The sequence below is a fragment of the Sporosarcina sp. FSL K6-1508 genome, from assembly GCF_038007465.1.
GTDB lineage: Bacteria > Bacillota > Bacilli > Bacillales_A > Planococcaceae > Sporosarcina > Sporosarcina psychrophila_B.
The window spans coordinates 1,288,115-1,304,964 of record NZ_JBBOXF010000001.1; the positions used below are offsets into that span (position 1 = coordinate 1,288,115).

The 16,850-nt window shown below is 42.4% G+C and carries 18 protein-coding genes and 1 riboswitch; of the genes, 11 read left to right on the top strand and 7 right to left on the bottom strand.

What is annotated here, in order from left to right; all coding sequences use genetic code 11:
* The first annotated feature begins 7 nt into the window (after window positions 1-7).
* Genes MKZ11_RS06270 through MKZ11_RS06300 form a run of 7 tightly spaced genes read left to right on the top strand, consistent with a single transcriptional unit; the run spans window position 8 to window position 7,836 of the window.
* A complete protein-coding gene (locus MKZ11_RS06270) occupies window positions 8-1,186 on the top strand; it encodes an HpcH/HpaI aldolase/citrate lyase family protein (protein WP_340793138.1) in 1,179 nt (392 codons plus the stop codon).
* Window positions 1,149-2,525: a phosphoribosyltransferase family protein gene (locus MKZ11_RS06275; RefSeq protein ID WP_340793139.1), complete on the top strand. Its 1,377-nt coding sequence runs from the start codon at window positions 1,149-1,151 to the stop codon at window positions 2,523-2,525. The genes MKZ11_RS06270 and MKZ11_RS06275 overlap by 38 nt, the downstream gene beginning before the upstream one ends.
* A 16-nt stretch (window positions 2,526-2,541) precedes the next feature.
* A complete protein-coding gene (locus MKZ11_RS06280) occupies window positions 2,542-3,642 on the top strand; it encodes a cysteine protease StiP family protein (protein WP_340793140.1) in 1,101 nt (366 codons plus the stop codon).
* The gene (locus MKZ11_RS06285; RefSeq protein ID WP_340793141.1) at window positions 3,639-4,442 is read left to right on the top strand and encodes an HAD family hydrolase; all 804 of its coding nucleotides are present in this window, start codon (window positions 3,639-3,641) and stop codon (window positions 4,440-4,442) included. The genes MKZ11_RS06280 and MKZ11_RS06285 overlap by 4 nt, the downstream gene beginning before the upstream one ends.
* A 60-nt stretch (window positions 4,443-4,502) precedes the next feature.
* The gene (locus MKZ11_RS06290) at window positions 4,503-6,131 is read left to right on the top strand and encodes a YceG family protein (RefSeq protein ID WP_340793142.1); all 1,629 of its coding nucleotides are present in this window, start codon (window positions 4,503-4,505) and stop codon (window positions 6,129-6,131) included.
* Window positions 6,132-6,190: 59 nt separating this feature from the next.
* A complete protein-coding gene (locus MKZ11_RS06295; protein WP_340796933.1) occupies window positions 6,191-7,207 on the top strand; it encodes a toxic anion resistance protein in 1,017 nt (338 codons plus the stop codon).
* A complete protein-coding gene (locus MKZ11_RS06300; protein WP_340793143.1) occupies window positions 7,204-7,836 on the top strand; it encodes a TerD family protein in 633 nt (210 codons plus the stop codon). Before MKZ11_RS06295 ends, MKZ11_RS06300 begins: the two co-directional genes overlap by 4 nt.
* An 81-nt stretch (window positions 7,837-7,917) precedes the next feature.
* Here MKZ11_RS06300 and MKZ11_RS06305 read toward each other — a convergent pair whose 3' ends face one another.
* The 7 genes from MKZ11_RS06305 to MKZ11_RS06335 form a co-directional block, all read right to left on the bottom strand.
* Window positions 7,918-8,775 carry a YitT family protein gene (locus MKZ11_RS06305; protein WP_340793144.1) on the bottom strand — a complete coding sequence of 286 codons (858 nt, stop codon included), beginning with the start codon at window positions 8,773-8,775 and terminating at the stop codon, window positions 7,918-7,920.
* A gap of 382 nt (window positions 8,776-9,157) precedes the next feature.
* Window positions 9,158-10,174 carry a ThiF family adenylyltransferase gene (locus tag MKZ11_RS06310; RefSeq protein WP_340793145.1) on the bottom strand — a complete coding sequence of 339 codons (1,017 nt, stop codon included), beginning with the start codon at window positions 10,172-10,174 and terminating at the stop codon, window positions 9,158-9,160.
* Window positions 10,171-10,944 (bottom strand): thiazole synthase, encoded by a 774-nt coding sequence (locus tag MKZ11_RS06315; RefSeq protein ID WP_340796934.1) that lies wholly within the window; start codon window positions 10,942-10,944, stop codon window positions 10,171-10,173. The genes MKZ11_RS06310 and MKZ11_RS06315 overlap by 4 nt, the downstream gene beginning before the upstream one ends.
* Window positions 10,941-11,147, bottom strand: a complete 207-nt coding sequence (thiS, locus tag MKZ11_RS06320) for a sulfur carrier protein ThiS (protein WP_340793146.1) — start codon at window positions 11,145-11,147, stop codon at window positions 10,941-10,943. The genes MKZ11_RS06315 and thiS overlap by 4 nt, the downstream gene beginning before the upstream one ends.
* Window positions 11,131-12,210: a glycine oxidase ThiO gene (gene thiO, locus MKZ11_RS06325; protein ID WP_340793147.1), complete on the bottom strand. Its 1,080-nt coding sequence runs from the start codon at window positions 12,208-12,210 to the stop codon at window positions 11,131-11,133. Before thiO ends, thiS begins: the two co-directional genes overlap by 17 nt.
* Entirely contained in the window at window positions 12,194-12,799 is a 606-nt protein-coding gene (locus tag MKZ11_RS06330; RefSeq protein ID WP_340793148.1) for a thiamine phosphate synthase, read from the bottom strand. The genes thiO and MKZ11_RS06330 overlap by 17 nt, the downstream gene beginning before the upstream one ends.
* A 294-nt stretch (window positions 12,800-13,093) precedes the next feature.
* A riboswitch (TPP riboswitch) is annotated at window positions 13,094-13,202 on the bottom strand.
* A 73-nt stretch (window positions 13,203-13,275) separates the two neighbouring features.
* The gene (locus MKZ11_RS06335) at window positions 13,276-13,995 is read right to left on the bottom strand and encodes a YebC/PmpR family DNA-binding transcriptional regulator (RefSeq protein WP_340793149.1); all 720 of its coding nucleotides are present in this window, start codon (window positions 13,993-13,995) and stop codon (window positions 13,276-13,278) included.
* Window positions 13,996-14,292: 297 nt separating this feature from the next.
* Here MKZ11_RS06335 and MKZ11_RS06340 point away from each other — a divergent pair, with 297 nt between their 5' ends.
* From MKZ11_RS06340 to MKZ11_RS06355, 4 genes are all read left to right on the top strand, one after another.
* Window positions 14,293-14,976: a phosphoribosylaminoimidazolesuccinocarboxamide synthase gene (locus tag MKZ11_RS06340; RefSeq protein WP_340793150.1), complete on the top strand. Its 684-nt coding sequence runs from the start codon at window positions 14,293-14,295 to the stop codon at window positions 14,974-14,976.
* A 148-nt stretch (window positions 14,977-15,124) separates the two neighbouring features.
* Window positions 15,125-15,607, top strand: coding sequence for an RrF2 family transcriptional regulator (locus MKZ11_RS06345; RefSeq protein WP_340793151.1), 483 nt, complete (start codon window positions 15,125-15,127; stop codon window positions 15,605-15,607).
* A 32-nt stretch (window positions 15,608-15,639) separates the two neighbouring features.
* Window positions 15,640-16,593 (top strand): LLM class oxidoreductase, encoded by a 954-nt coding sequence (locus MKZ11_RS06350; RefSeq protein ID WP_340793152.1) that lies wholly within the window; start codon window positions 15,640-15,642, stop codon window positions 16,591-16,593.
* Between the two features lie 40 nt (window positions 16,594-16,633).
* Window positions 16,634-16,849 carry a DUF896 domain-containing protein gene (locus tag MKZ11_RS06355; protein ID WP_340793153.1) on the top strand — a complete coding sequence of 72 codons (216 nt, stop codon included), beginning with the start codon at window positions 16,634-16,636 and terminating at the stop codon, window positions 16,847-16,849.
* Window position 16,850: the final 1 nt, after the last annotated feature.

Sequence of the window (16,850 nt, forward strand, 5' to 3'; positions counted from 1 at the left end):
GCTCTGATTGAAGTACTTTAATGACATAGCCGCTGTAAGCGTGGAAGATTTATTTTATCGTCAACCGTTGACGATTACGAAGCATACCGATAAAAAACGGCTGTCATACAGTCTGGGTGCATTATTGTATATGCCGGCAACCAGGTTAGATATAGCCGATCTTATTATTACAAACAAATTTAAGGAGCTTGTTACAGTAGCCATCTGTCTTGAAGATGCAATAGGGGATCATGAAGTAGAAGAGGCGGAAAATAAGCTGATTCTTCATATGCAAAAGATCACCGCTGCAGTACAGGAAGGTCGACTCACAGAAGAAACGACCCCGCTCATTTTTGTCCGGGTGCGAAGTGCAAAACAGATGGTAGACATAGCGGAACGTCTTGGCGATGCACTTAAGAACCTTGTAGGTTTTGTGTTTCCAAAGTTTTCATCAGACAATGCGGAAGACTTTTTATCTGCGCTTCGTCTGCTGAATAAGCAAGCGAATACAGTTCTTTATGGTATGCCGATTCTTGAATCACCGAGTGTCCTTTACAAGGAGCGGCGATTGGATGAGTTGCTTAGGTTAAAGGAAATAGTTGCTCAGTATGCTGATCTTATTTTGAATATCCGTATCGGGGCCACCGATCTATGTGGGCTTTATGGGTTGAGGAGAGATAGTGAGACGACTGTCTATGAGATTTCCATTGTTAATGAACTGATTACGGATGTCGTTAATCTATTTTCCAGACAACATGATGGGTTCGTCGTATCTGGCCCAGTCTGGGAACATTTTTCATCAAACGGGCGTGTCTTGAAACCACAACTACGTGAGACACCATTTCATGACCACTTAGGTTCGGAGGGTCTTTTACTCAGAAAAGAACTGATTCGAAAGGATTTTGACGGATTAATTCAAGAAACTCTATTGGATAAAGCGAATGGTTTAGTCGGAAAAACCATTATTCATCCATCCCATCTCTTGCCCGTCCAAGCATTGCATGTCGTGACGAAGGAAGAATATGTGGATGCGCTAAGCATCTATCAGCAGGCGACTGGTGAAAAAGGTGTTTTTAAAAGTGAATTTATGAACAAAATGAATGAGATTAAGCCCCATTTATACTGGGCACAAAAAGTATTGATTAAGTCTGATATATACGGGGTGTACAATGAAAACATCACATTCATCGATTTACTATCCGAGTAAATATACACATAATGTTTGCGAGTCCATGAAAGTACATGTACAAATCAAACAAAATCCACTCGAACTCCGGGCGGAAACTTTATATGAGATGGCCGCGCGGATTAATAAAAAAAGGTCTTTTTTGTTCGTCAGTAAAGTATTGGGGAAGCACATCCCTATAACTCCTCAAGTGCCATTAATTGCGTCAGCACTGCTGGCTGCCATTTATTATGAAGGTAAGGTAGCTAAACAAATGCCTGGAAAAGATCAGTTAATCGAAGCAATAAGGGATGGCTCTACTAAGAAATTACAAACTGCCTATTCGATTGTGCAAAAATTGCGCTGCCAACTTGATGAGCCGGTTATTTTTATCGGTTTCGCGGAAACGGCAACGGCCCTCGGTCATGGCGTTTTTGACTGTTTTTCAAATGCTGTCTACATTCATTCGACAAGAGAAATGCTTGCCGATCAAGAGGTGACACTCTATTTTGAAGAAGAACATTCACACGCCAGTGATCAGCGTTGCTATGCCCCGGAGCATTTTTTGAAAAATGACAAACCGATTTGTCTTGTGGACGATGAAATTACCACAGGTAATACAGCTTTGAATATCATTGCTTCTATTCAAAAGCGTTTTCCACGTGAAGAATATACAATCTTATCCCTTTTGGACTGGCGGAGTGAAGAAGATCAGCAGCGATTGAGGGAATTTGAGAAGTCGCATGGAATTCGAATCACGACGTATGCTATATTGACGGGAACAATTCAAGTCGAAGGAACACCTAATTTAACTGAGAGTAGTGATATTGTTGGTGAATCGCTTAGTGTAGTTCCTAGTTTTGAAAGAATTAGTCTGCAGTCATTGCCTGTACCTCTTCCTCACTTTATATACTCATCAATTGATTCCTTCGGATTTAAAAAAGGTCCATATTATTCGGCTCTGACTGGAAGGTTCGGCATTTCATCGGCCAACAAACAGGATGTTGAGGCGTATTGTCGGAGTGTGGGGGAGTATTTGGAGAAATATAGGACAGGAAAAAGGACGTTATGTCTTGGCACAGGAGAATTCATGCACATTCCGATGAAAACCGCTGTTTACATGGGCGAGGGTGTATCTTTTCATTCAACGACTAGAAGTCCGATATTTCCGATAGACCAGGAAGGCTATCCGATAAAAGATCGATTGGCTTTCGAAAGCCCCGACGATCCAGCAACCATGAATTATGCGTATAATGTATCCGGCATGAAATATGATGAAGTTTTCTTGTTTTTTGAACGTCCAATGGATGACAAAAGACTCGAACCGATATTGCGCCAATTCAAAGGATTACCTGCAATCCATATTGTAGACTTCACTTGAAAGGTGTGATTAGAAGATGCAGATACTGACGGGAAGTTATTCATCTAATGATGTAGTTTTTCTATTGAAAGATCTTTCAGATGCGAGTTTAGAAAGAAGTCTAAATGAACGGGAAGAGGCTATTCAAAGCGGAGTCCATTACTCGGAAATGCTACCGGTTGAATATGAGCCGACGGCAGCCTATTTAAATTTGTTTTACGAGTCACTTCATACTTCAAAACGAAAAGTGGCTGCCGGGGTCGGCACGATTTCGGAACTGCTCATAGAAAAAAAGGGAGAGAACCTTGTTCTTGTTTCTCTTGCAAGGGCCGGTACGCCAATCGGTATTCTGATGAAGCGCTATATTAAGATGAAATACGGAACGGATTTGCCTCATTATTGCGTGTCAATCATTCGTGGACGAGGCATCGATGAAAATGCGATGCTCTATATTACTAACCACCATCCGGCGAAGCAGATCGTCTTTGTTGACGGGTGGACCGGTAAGGGCGCTATTTCTAAAGAGCTGACAAGGTCTGTGGACATGTTCAAAGAAAAACATGGAATTACGCTTGATGACGAACTTGTCGTATTGGCGGATCCGGGTCACTGTTCTTCTTTATACGGGACGCGGGAAGATTATCTTATTCCGAGTGCTTGTTTGAATTCTACGGTGTCTGGGCTAATCAGTCGTACGGTTCTGAACAGCCACTGGATCGGTGAGACGGATTTCCATGGAGCGAAAGTCTATTCAGAACTTCGTGATAAAGATGTATCGAATTATTATGTTGATGTAATCACAGCAGAATTTGAAGCGACAGGGGCGTTAATCGAAGCGACGAAAGCAACTTTAAGGAACACAGACATGACCCCGACATGGCTAGGGTTGGAAACGGTCGCGTTGATTCAGAAGCACTATGGAATTGAAGATATGAACCTCATCAAACCTGGCGTTGGCGAGACGACCCGTGTACTTTTACGACGTCTGCCGTGGAAGATATTAGTTAAGGATTTGAACGACCCTCAGATCAAACACATTTTACAGCTGGCAAAAGAAAGGGATGTTCCCGTGGAGGTTTACGAACAGATGGCTTATACTTGTTGTGGACTTATCAAACCCGTGGAGAAAAAGTTATGATATTTGCAAGTGATCTAGACGGGACGCTTATCTATTCAAACCGGCGTCTTGGTAGGAATCCTGTGAGTGTACCTGTTCGAAGTGTCGAAGTATATAATGGAAAAGAAATTTCTTTTATGACGGAAAAGGCGATTACACTATTACGCGAGCTGGCTGATGAGATGATGTTTGTTCCTGTAACGACAAGAACTGCTGAGCAATATAATCGTATCTCGCTATTTCGTGAAGAAATCCGTCCTACATATGCGATTACAAGTAATGGCGCAGTTGTGCTTAAGGATGGAAATGTAGATATGCAATGGCAGGATTATGTCCGTGCTAAAATAGATGGAAGTACGGCTTCAGTGGAAGATGTGAAGCGGAAAATAGAAGAGACTCCGGGTGCTTTATTGACGGAACCGATTCACGTTGTAGATCGTTTTTTTGTTTACATGATTATCAAACCACCGCTCTCTCCTGAACGAATCAAGGATTATTCTCGGTGGGCAGCTGAGTATGGCTGGATATTTTCAGTTCAAGGTAGAAAGGTTTACTTCATTCCATCATTCATCAATAAATGGGATGCAGTTAACTATGTCGCAGAGAAAGAAGGAAAGAAGACGGTCTTTACTGCGGGCGATTCTAATCTTGACGTATGCTTGATTGAACATGCGAAATTCGGTCTGATACCACGGCACGGGGAAGCAGCAGTAAATTTTGGTCATCTTGGACTGACAAAAAAGACAGGAGTTTTGGCAGCGGAGGAAATCATTGAAACAATTCTTTCAATGCGGCTCCCATCAATTCCTGAAATCCGTTGACGACATCGGACTTGGCCCCTTCCATTGACGCAAAAAAATAGGTGATTGGAGGGAGTGAAGATGATAAGGAAACTGATACTTAAGAAGGTTGAGTATTCTAATTGGGCGACCGAACTGAGTAAGTCGATCACCGCCCGCCCTGATTATCGAGTTGAAAAAGACAGTGTACAATACAGTCAGATTGCTGCGCGTATTGTCGGAGCGGGGTTCGATGAAACAGAGTATATGATTGAATTATTCACAGTGAGCCAGGCACCCGGTGTCCATGTACTATCTGAAACACTTGATAAAACAATGCCGCCGGAACGCTTTCAATCGATTCAACGCATTTATGATCTTATTCAGGAACAACCGAATCTTTCGATCAACCGGTTTGTCGCCTTTTTGGAAGGCGCTCAACTGCTCCCAAAATATGTAGAAGATCATGATTTCAACAGGCTGATCCGATCAGCACTTATCGAAGTGTTTGAGCGATTCAAAGAAAATCATGCGGGTTCATTTCATCATCCGGAATTTCGGCGCGTTTTTCTCGATATTATCAAATGGACTTGGAACCATATCGATCCATGGGTGAAGGGAACACCGATTGAGAAGGATGTTCCGCATATTATTTGGTACGGGGATATGAACAAAAGCCAGATGTATTTTCTGTTTTATGTAACTTTACTAGGAATGGATGTTGTCATACTTCATCCGGAAGGAAAAGACGAGTTTAAAGAGATTGATCCGGAAAATAAATGGTCTGTACTAACGGCATACCCGACAACGATGCCTATCCAGCCTTTCCCACAAGAAGAGCCGAAACGGCAAGGGACTGTCGCATATCGTGCTTCGAAAGAAATTGATCATGTACTTCACCACGAAGGGTCCGCCTATTATAAGCCGTGGCAGTTCCGCAATCATCACCCCATGTCAGTCACGTTGAAGACAACATACGATGAGATTTTCATATTAGCGAAAGAAAAGGCATTTATACGCCCCAACTTCTCGGCAAGTGGGAATGAAGTAAAGATCCCGTCGCTATTCGCGAAGATTTCAGGCGTTTCGACAAACCGGAAAGATTATTGGGATAAAATGCATAAGCTCACAAGCCAACCAAATTGCATGATAGTGAAAAAGTTCCCTTTTATGCAGGAGAGAAAAGCGAATAACCAATATCATTACCAACACGCACTTGGTAAAGACGGTCGTTTAAACCTGGAAAAGATGTTGAAGAGCAACTGGTGGCAGTATGGTTATCTTCATGATGGCGTCCAATTGGGACTTGCAGCAGCAATTGCTCGAATGTGTGCCAATCCTAAAATGAATGCACAACCAGGGGAAAGTCTGGAACAAGTATCTCTTTACTTGTTTACCCAGGCAATAAACCTGTCGGAAGAACTACCCAACCTATTACAGACGTTTGATTATGCGCAGGAAATTCCGAAAATAGTTTTATATAATAATGAAATAAATGGCGTATTATCAAGAGCGGATGCAGCTTTATTATTACTATTAAATGAATTTGGCCTTGATATTATTTTATACAATCCACCTGGTCACAATGATTTAGAGCATTTTATCGAGAAAGATTACTTTGATCATCATTTGCTGGAAGATATGGTGTTCGATTTACCGTATCAGGAACATAAAAAGGATTTATCAATTGTAAGCGGTTTTTTAAATCGGTTTTTTAATGGAAGGGATTGATTGTCATCGAAGAAACGAAAAATTATGAAGTAGAAGCATTAACAGAAAATAAAGCAGAAATGTTACGTCATGAGTTGCGACAGGATACGGAAGTGCAGAATTTAGTCCGCTCAATCGACACGAGGAATCAGACTGGATTATTGGAGTTCGGGAAAGAACCAGCTGTCGAAATTTCCACCTTTGCTGATCGCATATTGGCTTCCATGCGTTCGTCGAGTGTAACTGATTCAGGCGAGATGTTGAAACAACTTGGGAAAACGATGGATAAATTCGATAAAAATGACTTTGACGAGCCAAAAGGTTTTTTAGGCAAGTTTTTTAAACGTGGAGATAAATTAATTGAAAAAGTGTTTGGCAAGTACCAAACGCTCGGCAAGGAAATCGAAGGCATACACATCGAAATATCAAAGTATAAAGACGAAATGATTCGTTCAACAAACAATATGGATGAAATGTATGACCAAAATTATAACTATTATATGGCACTTGAAAAATATGTCGTTGCGGGGCAGATCAAAGTTGAAGAGTTGCGGGCGCTCGTTCCAGCTCTCGAACAAAGATCAGCTGGCGGTGATCAGTTAGCGCAGATGGAATTAGATACGATGAACAACGCAATTCAGTCGCTTGAAGAGCGGGTCTATGACCTTGAAATGGCGAGAATGGTCGCATTGCAGACAGCACCCCAGCTCCGTGTCCTACAACGCGGTAACACGAAACTTATTGGGAAAATTAATTCGGCATTCATTACAACAATTCCGATATTCAAAAACGGCATTATCCAAGCGGTTGCTGCGAAACGTCAAAAACTTGTAGCGGATTCTATGGACGAACTTGATAAAAGGACCAATGAAATGTTACTGAAAAACTCGCAGAATATTGCTAGACAAAGTGTGGAAATTGCCCGTACTGCGGGTGGTCCGAGTATTAAAATTGAAACGATTGAAGAAAGTTGGAGCACAATCGTGAAAGGGCTTGAGGAAACGAGAGCTATTGAAGATGAAAACAAACGCACGAGGGAAGACGGTATGAAAAGGATTGCTCAGTTACAGGACAGCATGAAAAATTTCGGTAAGTGACTGGAGGAACCGGCATAATCGAACTGAAGAAAAAAGGACAGTCCATAAATTTAACGAAAAAAGGAAATGATGTAGGTGAGATTCTAGTTAACCTGAACTGGAATCAAAAATCCAAAGTGGCTAAAAGTAGCGGATTCCTATCCTCGCTGTTTGGTGGCGGACAGAAAAACTTTGATTTAGATCTTGGTTGCCTGTATGAATTAAATTCGGGAGAAAAGGGCTGTGTTCAGGCACTTGGTAACGCATTTGGCTCGTTGAAAGACTTTCCTTATATTCAGCTTGACCACGACGATCGTACGGGGGCTTCTACAGGCGGAGAAAATCTGCGTATCAATGGTTCACGTATTAAGGACATTAAACGAGTGCTTGTGTATGCATTCATTTATGAGGGTGCGGCAAATTGGTCAGAAGCAGGCGGTATCGTCAAGTTGACATACGGCGGTGGAGAAGATATTGTTGTCAAGCTTGATGAGCATCGCAACGGACAAATCATGTGTGCAATCGCAATGATTGAAAATGTACAAAACGAGACGTTCAGTGTCAAAAGACTTGTTGACTATTTTCCAGGGCATGCCAAGATGGACCAGGCTTATGGCTGGGGAATGAGTTGGAAGGCCGGTTCGAAGTAAAACCTTTTTGAATCTACTAAAAGTGACTATACATCAATTGATGTATAGTCACTTTTTCTACTTGTATTTACTGTTACGGACTTACTTAACTTGATCCCCTTCACGTCTAAAGAACCCGTAAACTCCGGCAGTTTGAACGATATTTGTAAAGGCATGTGGATCTATTTCACTAATAATTTTTTCTAAATCATACAATTCATAACGAGTGATAACGAGATATAACATATTTTTATCTTCTTTCGAATACGCACCCTTTGCCGGAAGAATCGTTATTCCACGTACCATTTTTTGATGAATCGCCTGTTGTAACTCGTCCGCTTTTTGAGTAACAATCATGGCGGTCACTTTTTCATGACGGGTATGAATTGCATCGATTACAACTGTAGTCACATACAAAGCTAACATCGTATACAATGCGTTTTCTGGTTCATACAGAAAGCCTGCCAAGACGATAATGACACCGTTCAACAGTAAAAAGTATGTTCCGATTGGCTTATCTTGTAAACGTGATAGGACCATGGCGATAATATCCATTCCACCGGTGGATGCCCCTAGTTTCATGGAGATTCCAACACCCACTCCAGCAATTACACCACCGAACACTGCATTTAGAATAATATCCTCTGATAAAGAAAGGACAGGCAAGACTTCTAAAAAAATTGTTACAAAAATAACGGAAACAATGCTATAAATCGTAAATCCTCTACCTACTTTGTACCACCCTAATATAAAGACGGGAATATTGAAGAGTAACAATAGTATTCCTGTACTAATTTCAACGCCTAAGAAATCATTTAATACACTGGATGTCAGCTGTGCAGCTCCTGAAAATCCACTGGCATAGACATTTGCATTGATTAAAAAGAAGTTAAGCGAGATTGCAAGTAATAGGGAACCAAAAATGACGACAATAATACGTTTTGCTTCTAAGAAAAACATGACAACCTCCTGTTCGTTTGCATAAAGATAAAATAATTTGCCAGAACACCTATTGTAACGAACCTCATATTGAAATGGTACCCTTAATCGTATAATGAAATTCCTCTAGGGAGAAATTAGTGTTTAAATTGTTGGAAATGAAAAAGACGTCATTAGCAATACTATACGTTCCGGACATAGAAATACAGCGTTGGCGACTTAAATTAACTTCTGAGTAAATAGACAAGATCAGCAATATAAGAAAAAGGAGAATCCATGTAATCCGGATGCTCCTTTTTCAAAAGGTAAGTATAAGCTTTTTTATTCGATTCCGTGTTCAGATTCCAGCTATCCTACGCTTTGCTTAATGAAATGCTGGTTTAATCTAAAGTGCTGACACCCCTCAACCAAGCAACCCCGCAGCAATCTTTTTCGCCGTCACAATATCTTTCGTTCCGTGAACAAGCATGCGACCGTCCCGGAAAAGCACAATCCGATGACCGTTGTATTCGCAAGCGACAAGATGTGGATTATGGATTAACTTCGAAACAGTTCCGCGAATGGATTCTGCGAAAGGGAGGAGCTCAAACTTTCTGCTCTCAGGCCATGATAGTTGCACAGTTTCACGTCCGCAAAGCACAGCCGTTTTCATAGATTCACGGGAGGTTAAGAAAGGATACACAGCATTCTCAGAACAGCTTGGACATGCGGCTTTTTTCATGCTCTTAACTTCGATTGAAGCGCGGTCGCCTGTCCATAAATCAGCAGATTCGAGTTTTGGTACAAATGACGTTCCTGTTATATATTTCAACACATCCGCGACTTGTCGGGCCGCTGTCGTCACGACAATCGGACTGATGACGCCGACTGTATCACATGTCAGTGTTTGTGACGGTAATGTCTCCAACAAACAATGCAGACAAGGCTGATTGTCTTGAACACCGATGGGGAACGACAGGCCATAACTGCCGACGCATGCACCCATGAAAAAGGGGATGCCAAGTTTTAACGCTGCATCATTAGCAAGTAGCCGCGTTTCAATATTGTCTGTTGCATCCAACACTACATCATGACCTTCCATCAAATCGAGAACGTTTTGCGGCGTCACATCAACAACGGTTCCAGCTATAGCGACGTCGCCATTAATAGCGGTCAATCGCTTCTCTGCGGCAATGGCTTTCGGCAATTGGTCAATGACGTCCTGCTCGGTATACAGTTGCTGCCGATGCAGATTCGTCCACTCGATAATATCGCGATCGACAATTGTGATACGCCCAACGCCCGCGCGGACGAGCATCTCAGCGCCTGCTGAGCCAAGTGCCCCTGCCCCTAATACGAAAATACGTGCCTCCCGGATCTTTTTCTGACCGACTTGACCAATCGGAGCAAATAACTCTTGCCGTGAATATCTTTCGTTCAATTCGTTACAAGTCCTTCCGTAGGACTACTTGCAACTGCGTAATCGCGCTCTGGCATCCGGCATGCTTCATAGCCAAGTCTTCCCGCTTCAATTGCCAGTTTCATAGCGATTGCCATTTTAATCGGATCTCCAGCTTCTGATACCGCCGTGTTCAATAAAACCCCGTCCGCACCCAGTTCCATGGCATACGCCGCATCTTTTGGTGAGCCAATCCCCGCATCGATAATGACGGGTACATTGGATTGTTCAATGATGAATGACAAGTTGAGCGGATTTAAAATACCACGTCCTGATCCAATTGGGGAAGCACCAGGCATGATTGCGTGTACGCCCATTTCGCATAATCTGCGAGCGAGCACAACATCATCTGACGTATAAGGAAGCACGATGAATCCTTCATCCAATAACATTTCCGTTGCACGGAGCGTTTCTACTGGATCCGGAAGAAGTGAACGGTCACAGCCGATGATTTCAACTTTTATCATGTCGCAAAGCCCCGATGCTTTCGCTAGTTTCGCGATGCGTACTGCTTCCTCAGCTGTTTTTGCTCCAGCTGTATTTGGTAACAATGTATAGTTTGAAAGGTCAAGTTGCTCTAAAAAATTCGGTTGTGACGATTCAAATATATTCATGCGTCTCACTGCAAACGTTAAAATTTCCGATTCTGATACACGTACCGCCTCTTTTTGGACATCAAATGATGGATATTTACCAGTTCCGAGAAGCAGTCTTGAGTTAAATGTTTTATTTCCGATGGTTAGCATAATTATCCTCCCCCTACAAAATGAATGATTTCAATTTGGTCCCGGTCGTTAATGGGTTTGTCATAGCCGTCTTTGGCAAGAATATCTCTATTCATTTCGATGATGACGATACGCTCCTCAAGTTCAAGATGCCTAAGTAATCCCTGTACACTTTCAACTTCAGCGGGCATCTCATACGGACTGCCATTCAGTTCAATTGTACGCTTCATGAAAAATCCCCCTTTGCGGATCGAATGCATTAATCCGTTCTAAATTCACTTCATTTCCGATGATCAAATCCCGAATTATACAAGCCGTTGCAGGTGCCAATAAAATACCGTTCCTAAAATGGCCCGCCGCAATATACATATTTTCTTTTCCAGGAATCCTCCCGATATAGGGGAAGTCATCAACCGTTTTAGGACGCAGCCCTGCCCATCTATTCACAACGGGCAGGCGAGAAAGGTCAGGTATGAATTGTTCTGCAATCTCATTCAGTGCAAGATTCCCGGCATAAGTTGTCTGCAAATCTGAAATCCCGTGTTCCATTGTCGCCCCGACGACTAGCGTTCCGTCTGGGCGGGGAATGATATAACAGCCTTTATGGAAAAGTGTATAAGGCAATTGCATGCTCATTGCATTAAGCTGCATACATTGACCTTTCACCGCCGTCATCTGCAATCTTGGCACAAGTCTTGCGCTCGCAGCCCCGCCCGCTAGAACTACATGATTTGCGGTTATAACGGATGAGTTAGTTTCAATGCGGTAGTTGCTGCCGTATTCTTCGATTTCATCCGCTTGGCTATGTTCTGAAACAGTCACACCCAACTTTTGGGCCATTCTGCAAAATGCCAGACATGTCTTTTCAGGATGAACATGGGCATCCTCTTCAAAAAGATAAGCTCCGTAAGCAGGGGGAGCGACATGGGGTATACGCTGGCCAACTTGTTCGGCTGAAAGATAATGAGCATCATGCCAACGTGAAAGCGTAATTCGCTCTTGATCGGAACGGGCAAATTGAATAATCCCGCCTGGTTTATAACCAATGGCTACGCCTGTATCTAGTTGGAAATCCTTGTATAGGGCTTGGCTTTCACGGGCGAATGAATAAAATGTGTCGTTCATGTATTCAGAGTGTGCACCGAGCATTCCGCCGGCTGCTTTAGTGGTACCTTGCGCAATTTCGTTTTGTTCAAGGAGATGGACAGATAAGCCTTCTTTCGCTAAATAGTAAGCAGTACTGCACCCGATAATTCCGCCGCCAATGACCGCAACGTCAACGTTGTGCGACATGGCTTGCCTCCTGATAGATCTTTGCGGCAGCTAGGGGATTATCGCTTTCAAAAATGGCTGACATTATCGAAATACCTGCAACACCAGCTTGTTGCAACTGGGAAAGGTGATAAGGTTTAATCCCCCCGATGGCGTAAATAGGAATGGGAAGTGCCTCAGTAATTCGAGAAAGTTCTTCCGACCCGCGCGGCGGCATGCCATCTTTGGAAGTTGTTGTGAATATATGCCCATAGAGAATCCAGTCAGCGCCGGCTTTATAGGCAGTTTCCGCTTCTTCGAAGGAATGAACGGATCTGCCGAATAAAATATCAGGATACTGGTTTTTGAGTAGCGCCAGAGGCACACTGTTTCCGGGAAGCTGAACCTTTTTTATCCCCATAATCGAAGCGATATCTGTTCGCCTATGGACGATGATTTTGGTTTTATCGAATCCTGCCGTTTGTAACATTTGAATTAAATCAATGATTTCTGCATCTACTTTCGATTTTTCACGTAAGATGATTGCGTCAATAAAGGGTTCGATTGTTAACAGTGTGTCTATTAATTGCTGGCTTGTCATCCGATCATTTGTTACGGCAATCACTTTCATCAAATTCCTCCTTTATTAAAAGATAAGATGTTTTTCGAGGTGGAATTATGGCTAGCTTCAGATGCCAGCCCCTCGGGTCATAAGTCGTTTTACTGCGAGGGCTGAAGAACGCCCTCTTCGTAAACCGTCTTATGCCTGTCGGAGGCCTACAGGATGTAGGTCATGCAGCTGTTGCCACAGGAGGTGGCGCACTTAAGCTGCGTTCCTTTGTAAAGGCGCCTTCCGCTTTTCAATACAAAAAGACCACTCTCCAGGTATGGAAAGTGGTCTGTCGATGGCGTTTGAATGCACAAAAAGGAAGACATGCCACTTCCCTACGCAGGTACGAACCTGTTCAGGTAATAAGGGTAGCGGAGTGGAACTCGTTTCTCAGTCCTTTAAAAGGATTCCCCTAATGGTCAAATAGATTATGAAGTTGTCAATCAATTAGTAGCATAGCATGTCAACGGAATGAATGAAAGGGTGAACAGTTTTAATCAATCGTCTAAGTGGACGTTATGATGTACTTGTTGAACATCTTCCAAATCATCGAGGACATCAATCATTTTTTCAAATTGAGCTTGTGCTTCCGGTGAAAGCGTCAAGTCATTTTGTGCAAGCATTGTTATTTCAGCGACATTAAATTCTGTAATTCCGGCATTTTTCAATACTTCTTGAACGGCATGGAACTGGTCTGGTTCAGCATAGATGATGACCGACTCTTCCTCATCGAGGATATCCCGCACTTCGACGTCTGCATCCATTAGAAGTTCGAGAACGTCGTCAGCTGACATACCTTCAAGTCCGATAACGGCAGTAGCATCAAACATATAAGATACAGATCCGCTTACGCCCATATTACCGCCATTTTTACCGAATGCGGCACGTACTTCTGATGCAGTACGGTTAACGTTGTTTGTCAGCGTATCGACAATAACCATTGAGCCATTTGGTCCGAAACCTTCATAACGCAGCTCATCAAAGTTTTCTTCTGAACCGCCTTTTGCTTTTTCAATTGCGCGGTCAATAATCGCTTTTGGTACACTGTATGTTTTTGCGCGTTCAACGACAAATTTCAGCGCTTGATTCAATTCAGGATCCGGCTCGCCTTGCTTCGCCACGACATAAATTTCACGTCCGAACTTTGCGTAAATACGGCTTGTATCGGCATCTCTTGACGCTTTCTTTTCTTTGATATTATTCCATTTACGGCCCATGAAGTTTCACTCTCTTTCGATAGAGCTTAGATTTACTAGAACAAGTATACAACAATTGTATGCAAGTAGACGAGTAGGAAATTCAAAAAAATGGGCTGATAGGTTGTAATGGGTGAAAGTTTTGCCTGTTGTCGTACAGTAATGTGAATCAGTCGTAGAGTTTAGCCCGGCTGTCGTACAGTTTTTGTTGTGATAGGAAGAACATTATCCGATATTTACGAATAACTCTTTTTCTTATGACGGTTCTCAATTATACTAAAGGTGAACGTTCATCCTACTATAGAAGGGAACAGACGCATGGAACTCATATATAAAGGGAAAACGAAAGACGTATATAAACTGGAGGGCAATAATGTCCTGCTGAAATTTAAAGATGATGTAACCGGAGAAGATGGGGTTTTCGATCCTGGCGCGAACACAGTCGGCTTATCGATTGAAGGTGCAGGGCAATCCGGACTTCGGATGACGAAATACTTCTTTGAAAAGATGGCGGATAAAGATATTCCCACTCATTATGTAGATGCTAATATTGATGAAGTAACGATGACAGTACGATCAGCAAAAGTGTTCGGCAAAGGCCTTGAAGTGATTTGCAGATACCGTGCGGTTGGAAGCTTCTTGCGTAGATACGGCGCATATTGTGAAGAAGGACAACCATTGGATGCCTTCGTAGAAGTCACGCTCAAAGACGATGACCGTAACGACCCGCCGATTAACAAGGATGGGCTTGCGCAACTTGGTCTATTGACGACAGATGAATACGTTACACTTGAAGCGTTGACGAAAGAAATTTCAGGCGTAGTTAGAGATGAACTTGCAGCAAAAGGTCTTGACCTGTATGATATTAAACTCGAGTTTGGACGCGACGCTGAAACAGGTAACATCATGCTAATCGACGAAATTTCGGGCGGTAATATGCGCGTCTATAAAGACGGTACATATATTGCACCAATGGATCTTGAAAAATTGATACTTGCGTAAATGAAAATTCGCTGTTAATTCCACGAAACTGGAGTTGGCAGCGTTTTTTTTTACAATCAAATAAATGTACTTTACGAGTACTGTAAGATAAAATTTGATAAAGTGGATAATGAATATCTACGTTAGATTAATAAAAGAGGCGAACCTTATGCAAATGAAAACAGGCGTTGAGCAATCGGTTTATGCGATTTTAATGCTTAACATGTTACCGGATAGAGCGGTACTGCCAGGAGAGGCGATTAGTCAGCAACTTGGGACCTCACCAACATATTTTCAAAAGTTGTTGAGAAAGCTGGTCAGTGCGGACTTGATTACCTCTGTGCCCGGTGTAAAAGGCGGCTTCAAATTAAAGAAAAAGCCTGAAGAAATCCGGATATACGATATTTATCTTGCAGTAGAGGGGCAGCAATCCCTTTATTCCGCGAGCGGGATTCTAGATGACATGCTTGATTTAGAAAAAGAAGATACAGGTTGTTTATTAACGGACTTAATGGGAGAAGCTGAATCGGTTTGGAAATCCGTACTAAAACGCGAAACAATCGCATCATTAGCAGATGGAATTCAAACAGAGCGTTATCAAGAAAAAGTGGAATTTCTACAAGCATTGATTCGCGAAAAAATGGTCCTGTAATCGAAAAGAGTGACGGCTAGGAGGATGACATTATGGGGAAATTCCAATCACATAATGGTTTTGCACGAACGTTTAAGGAAAATAAATTAACACTTGGGTTTATGTTTCCTTTAGAGCCGGATGCTGGAAGGCTCCCCAAAGTGGATTTGAAAGAGCAAATGACACTCGTGAAAAAAGTAGAAGATCTAGGGTTTTCTTCTTTGTTTGTAAGAGATTCTCCGTTATTCGATCCTAAATTTGGAGATACGGGTGTTATTTATGATCCTTTTATTTATCTCGCATATGTAACAGCACATACGAATAAACTCGCGCTTGGTACTGCAAGTGTCGTCACAACATTACGTCACCCCCTCCACTTGGCTAAATCAGCTGCATCTTTGGATGAAATGTCTAATCAACGTTTTTTATTTGGCGCTGCAACCGGTGACCGCCCAATCGAATTTCCCGCATTTAAAGTGGACAGTAACGATAGGGCAGAATTGTTTAGAGAGTCGTTGACAGTCATGAAGAAAGTGTGGAAAGAATCATATCCACAGGTTCAGACAGAAAGAGTTGGAATGACAGAAGGAGATATTATTCCGAAACCAGTCTTTACCGATATTCCCGTTTTAGGAACAGGGTATTCTGGTCAAACGACTGAATGGTTGGCAGAACATATGGATGGCTGGATGTTTTATGCGCAAGAAGCAAATCGTCAGCGTGAAATAATTAAACTTTGGCGACGGGCAACGGGTAAGTTTAAACCATTTATACAACCATTGGTTATCGACTTATCAGAGAATCCGTTGGCTGCCCCTACTCCGGTTCCGATAAAAGTAGGCTTTAGGTCGGGTCATAAGTTTTTAATCGATTACTTATATGCATTACAAAATATTGGGGTTAATCATGTCATATTGGGTTTGAAAACGGGTAACCGCCCTGTGGAAGATGTAATTCAAGAAATAGGGGAATATGTACTACCTCATTTCCCATCAATTACGAAGTGAAATCATTGGGAAATAAGAGATATGAAAAGAGGGAGAAAAAGTGATTAAAGGCTTAGACCGCATTAATGAGCTAGCGAAAAAACAACATGAAGAAGGTTTGACAAATGCTGAAATGGTTGAACAAACGGTATTGCAGCAAGACTATTTACGGGAAATTCGCGGGCAAGTTCTGAGCACCGTTTCAGGTATAACTGTGATTGACCCACTAGGGGAAGATGTTACACCTGAGAAACTTCGTCAAGAGAAGGGACTTTAAA

Excerpts from the sequence above, each read along its gene's own strand:
- MKZ11_RS06335 (WP_340793149.1), bottom strand. The coding sequence starts at position 13,995 with ATGGGCCGTAAATGGAATAATATCAAAGAAAAGAAAGCGTCAAGAGAT.
- thiS (WP_340793146.1), bottom strand. The coding sequence starts at position 11,147 with ATGAAGCGTACAATTGAACTGAATGGCAGTCCGTATGAGATGCCCGCT.
- MKZ11_RS06295 (WP_340796933.1), top strand. The coding sequence starts at position 6,191 with ATGTTACGTCATGAGTTGCGACAGGATACGGAAGTGCAGAATTTAGTC.
- MKZ11_RS06290 (WP_340793142.1), top strand. The coding sequence starts at position 4,503 with ATGATAAGGAAACTGATACTTAAGAAGGTTGAGTATTCTAATTGGGCG.
- MKZ11_RS06275 (WP_340793139.1), top strand. The coding sequence starts at position 1,149 with ATGAAAACATCACATTCATCGATTTACTATCCGAGTAAATATACACAT.
- MKZ11_RS06330 (WP_340793148.1), bottom strand. The coding sequence starts at position 12,799 with ATGAAAGTGATTGCCGTAACAAATGATCGGATGACAAGCCAGCAATTA.
- thiO (WP_340793147.1), bottom strand. The coding sequence starts at position 12,210 with ATGTCGCACAACGTTGACGTTGCGGTCATTGGCGGCGGAATTATCGGG.
- MKZ11_RS06280 (WP_340793140.1), top strand. The coding sequence starts at position 2,542 with ATGCAGATACTGACGGGAAGTTATTCATCTAATGATGTAGTTTTTCTA.
- MKZ11_RS06285 (WP_340793141.1), top strand. The coding sequence starts at position 3,639 with ATGATATTTGCAAGTGATCTAGACGGGACGCTTATCTATTCAAACCGG.
- MKZ11_RS06340 (WP_340793150.1), top strand. The coding sequence starts at position 14,293 with ATGGAACTCATATATAAAGGGAAAACGAAAGACGTATATAAACTGGAG.
- MKZ11_RS06305 (WP_340793144.1), bottom strand. The coding sequence starts at position 8,775 with ATGTTTTTCTTAGAAGCAAAACGTATTATTGTCGTCATTTTTGGTTCC.
- MKZ11_RS06350 (WP_340793152.1), top strand. The coding sequence starts at position 15,640 with ATGGGGAAATTCCAATCACATAATGGTTTTGCACGAACGTTTAAGGAA.
- MKZ11_RS06345 (WP_340793151.1), top strand. The coding sequence starts at position 15,125 with ATGCAAATGAAAACAGGCGTTGAGCAATCGGTTTATGCGATTTTAATG.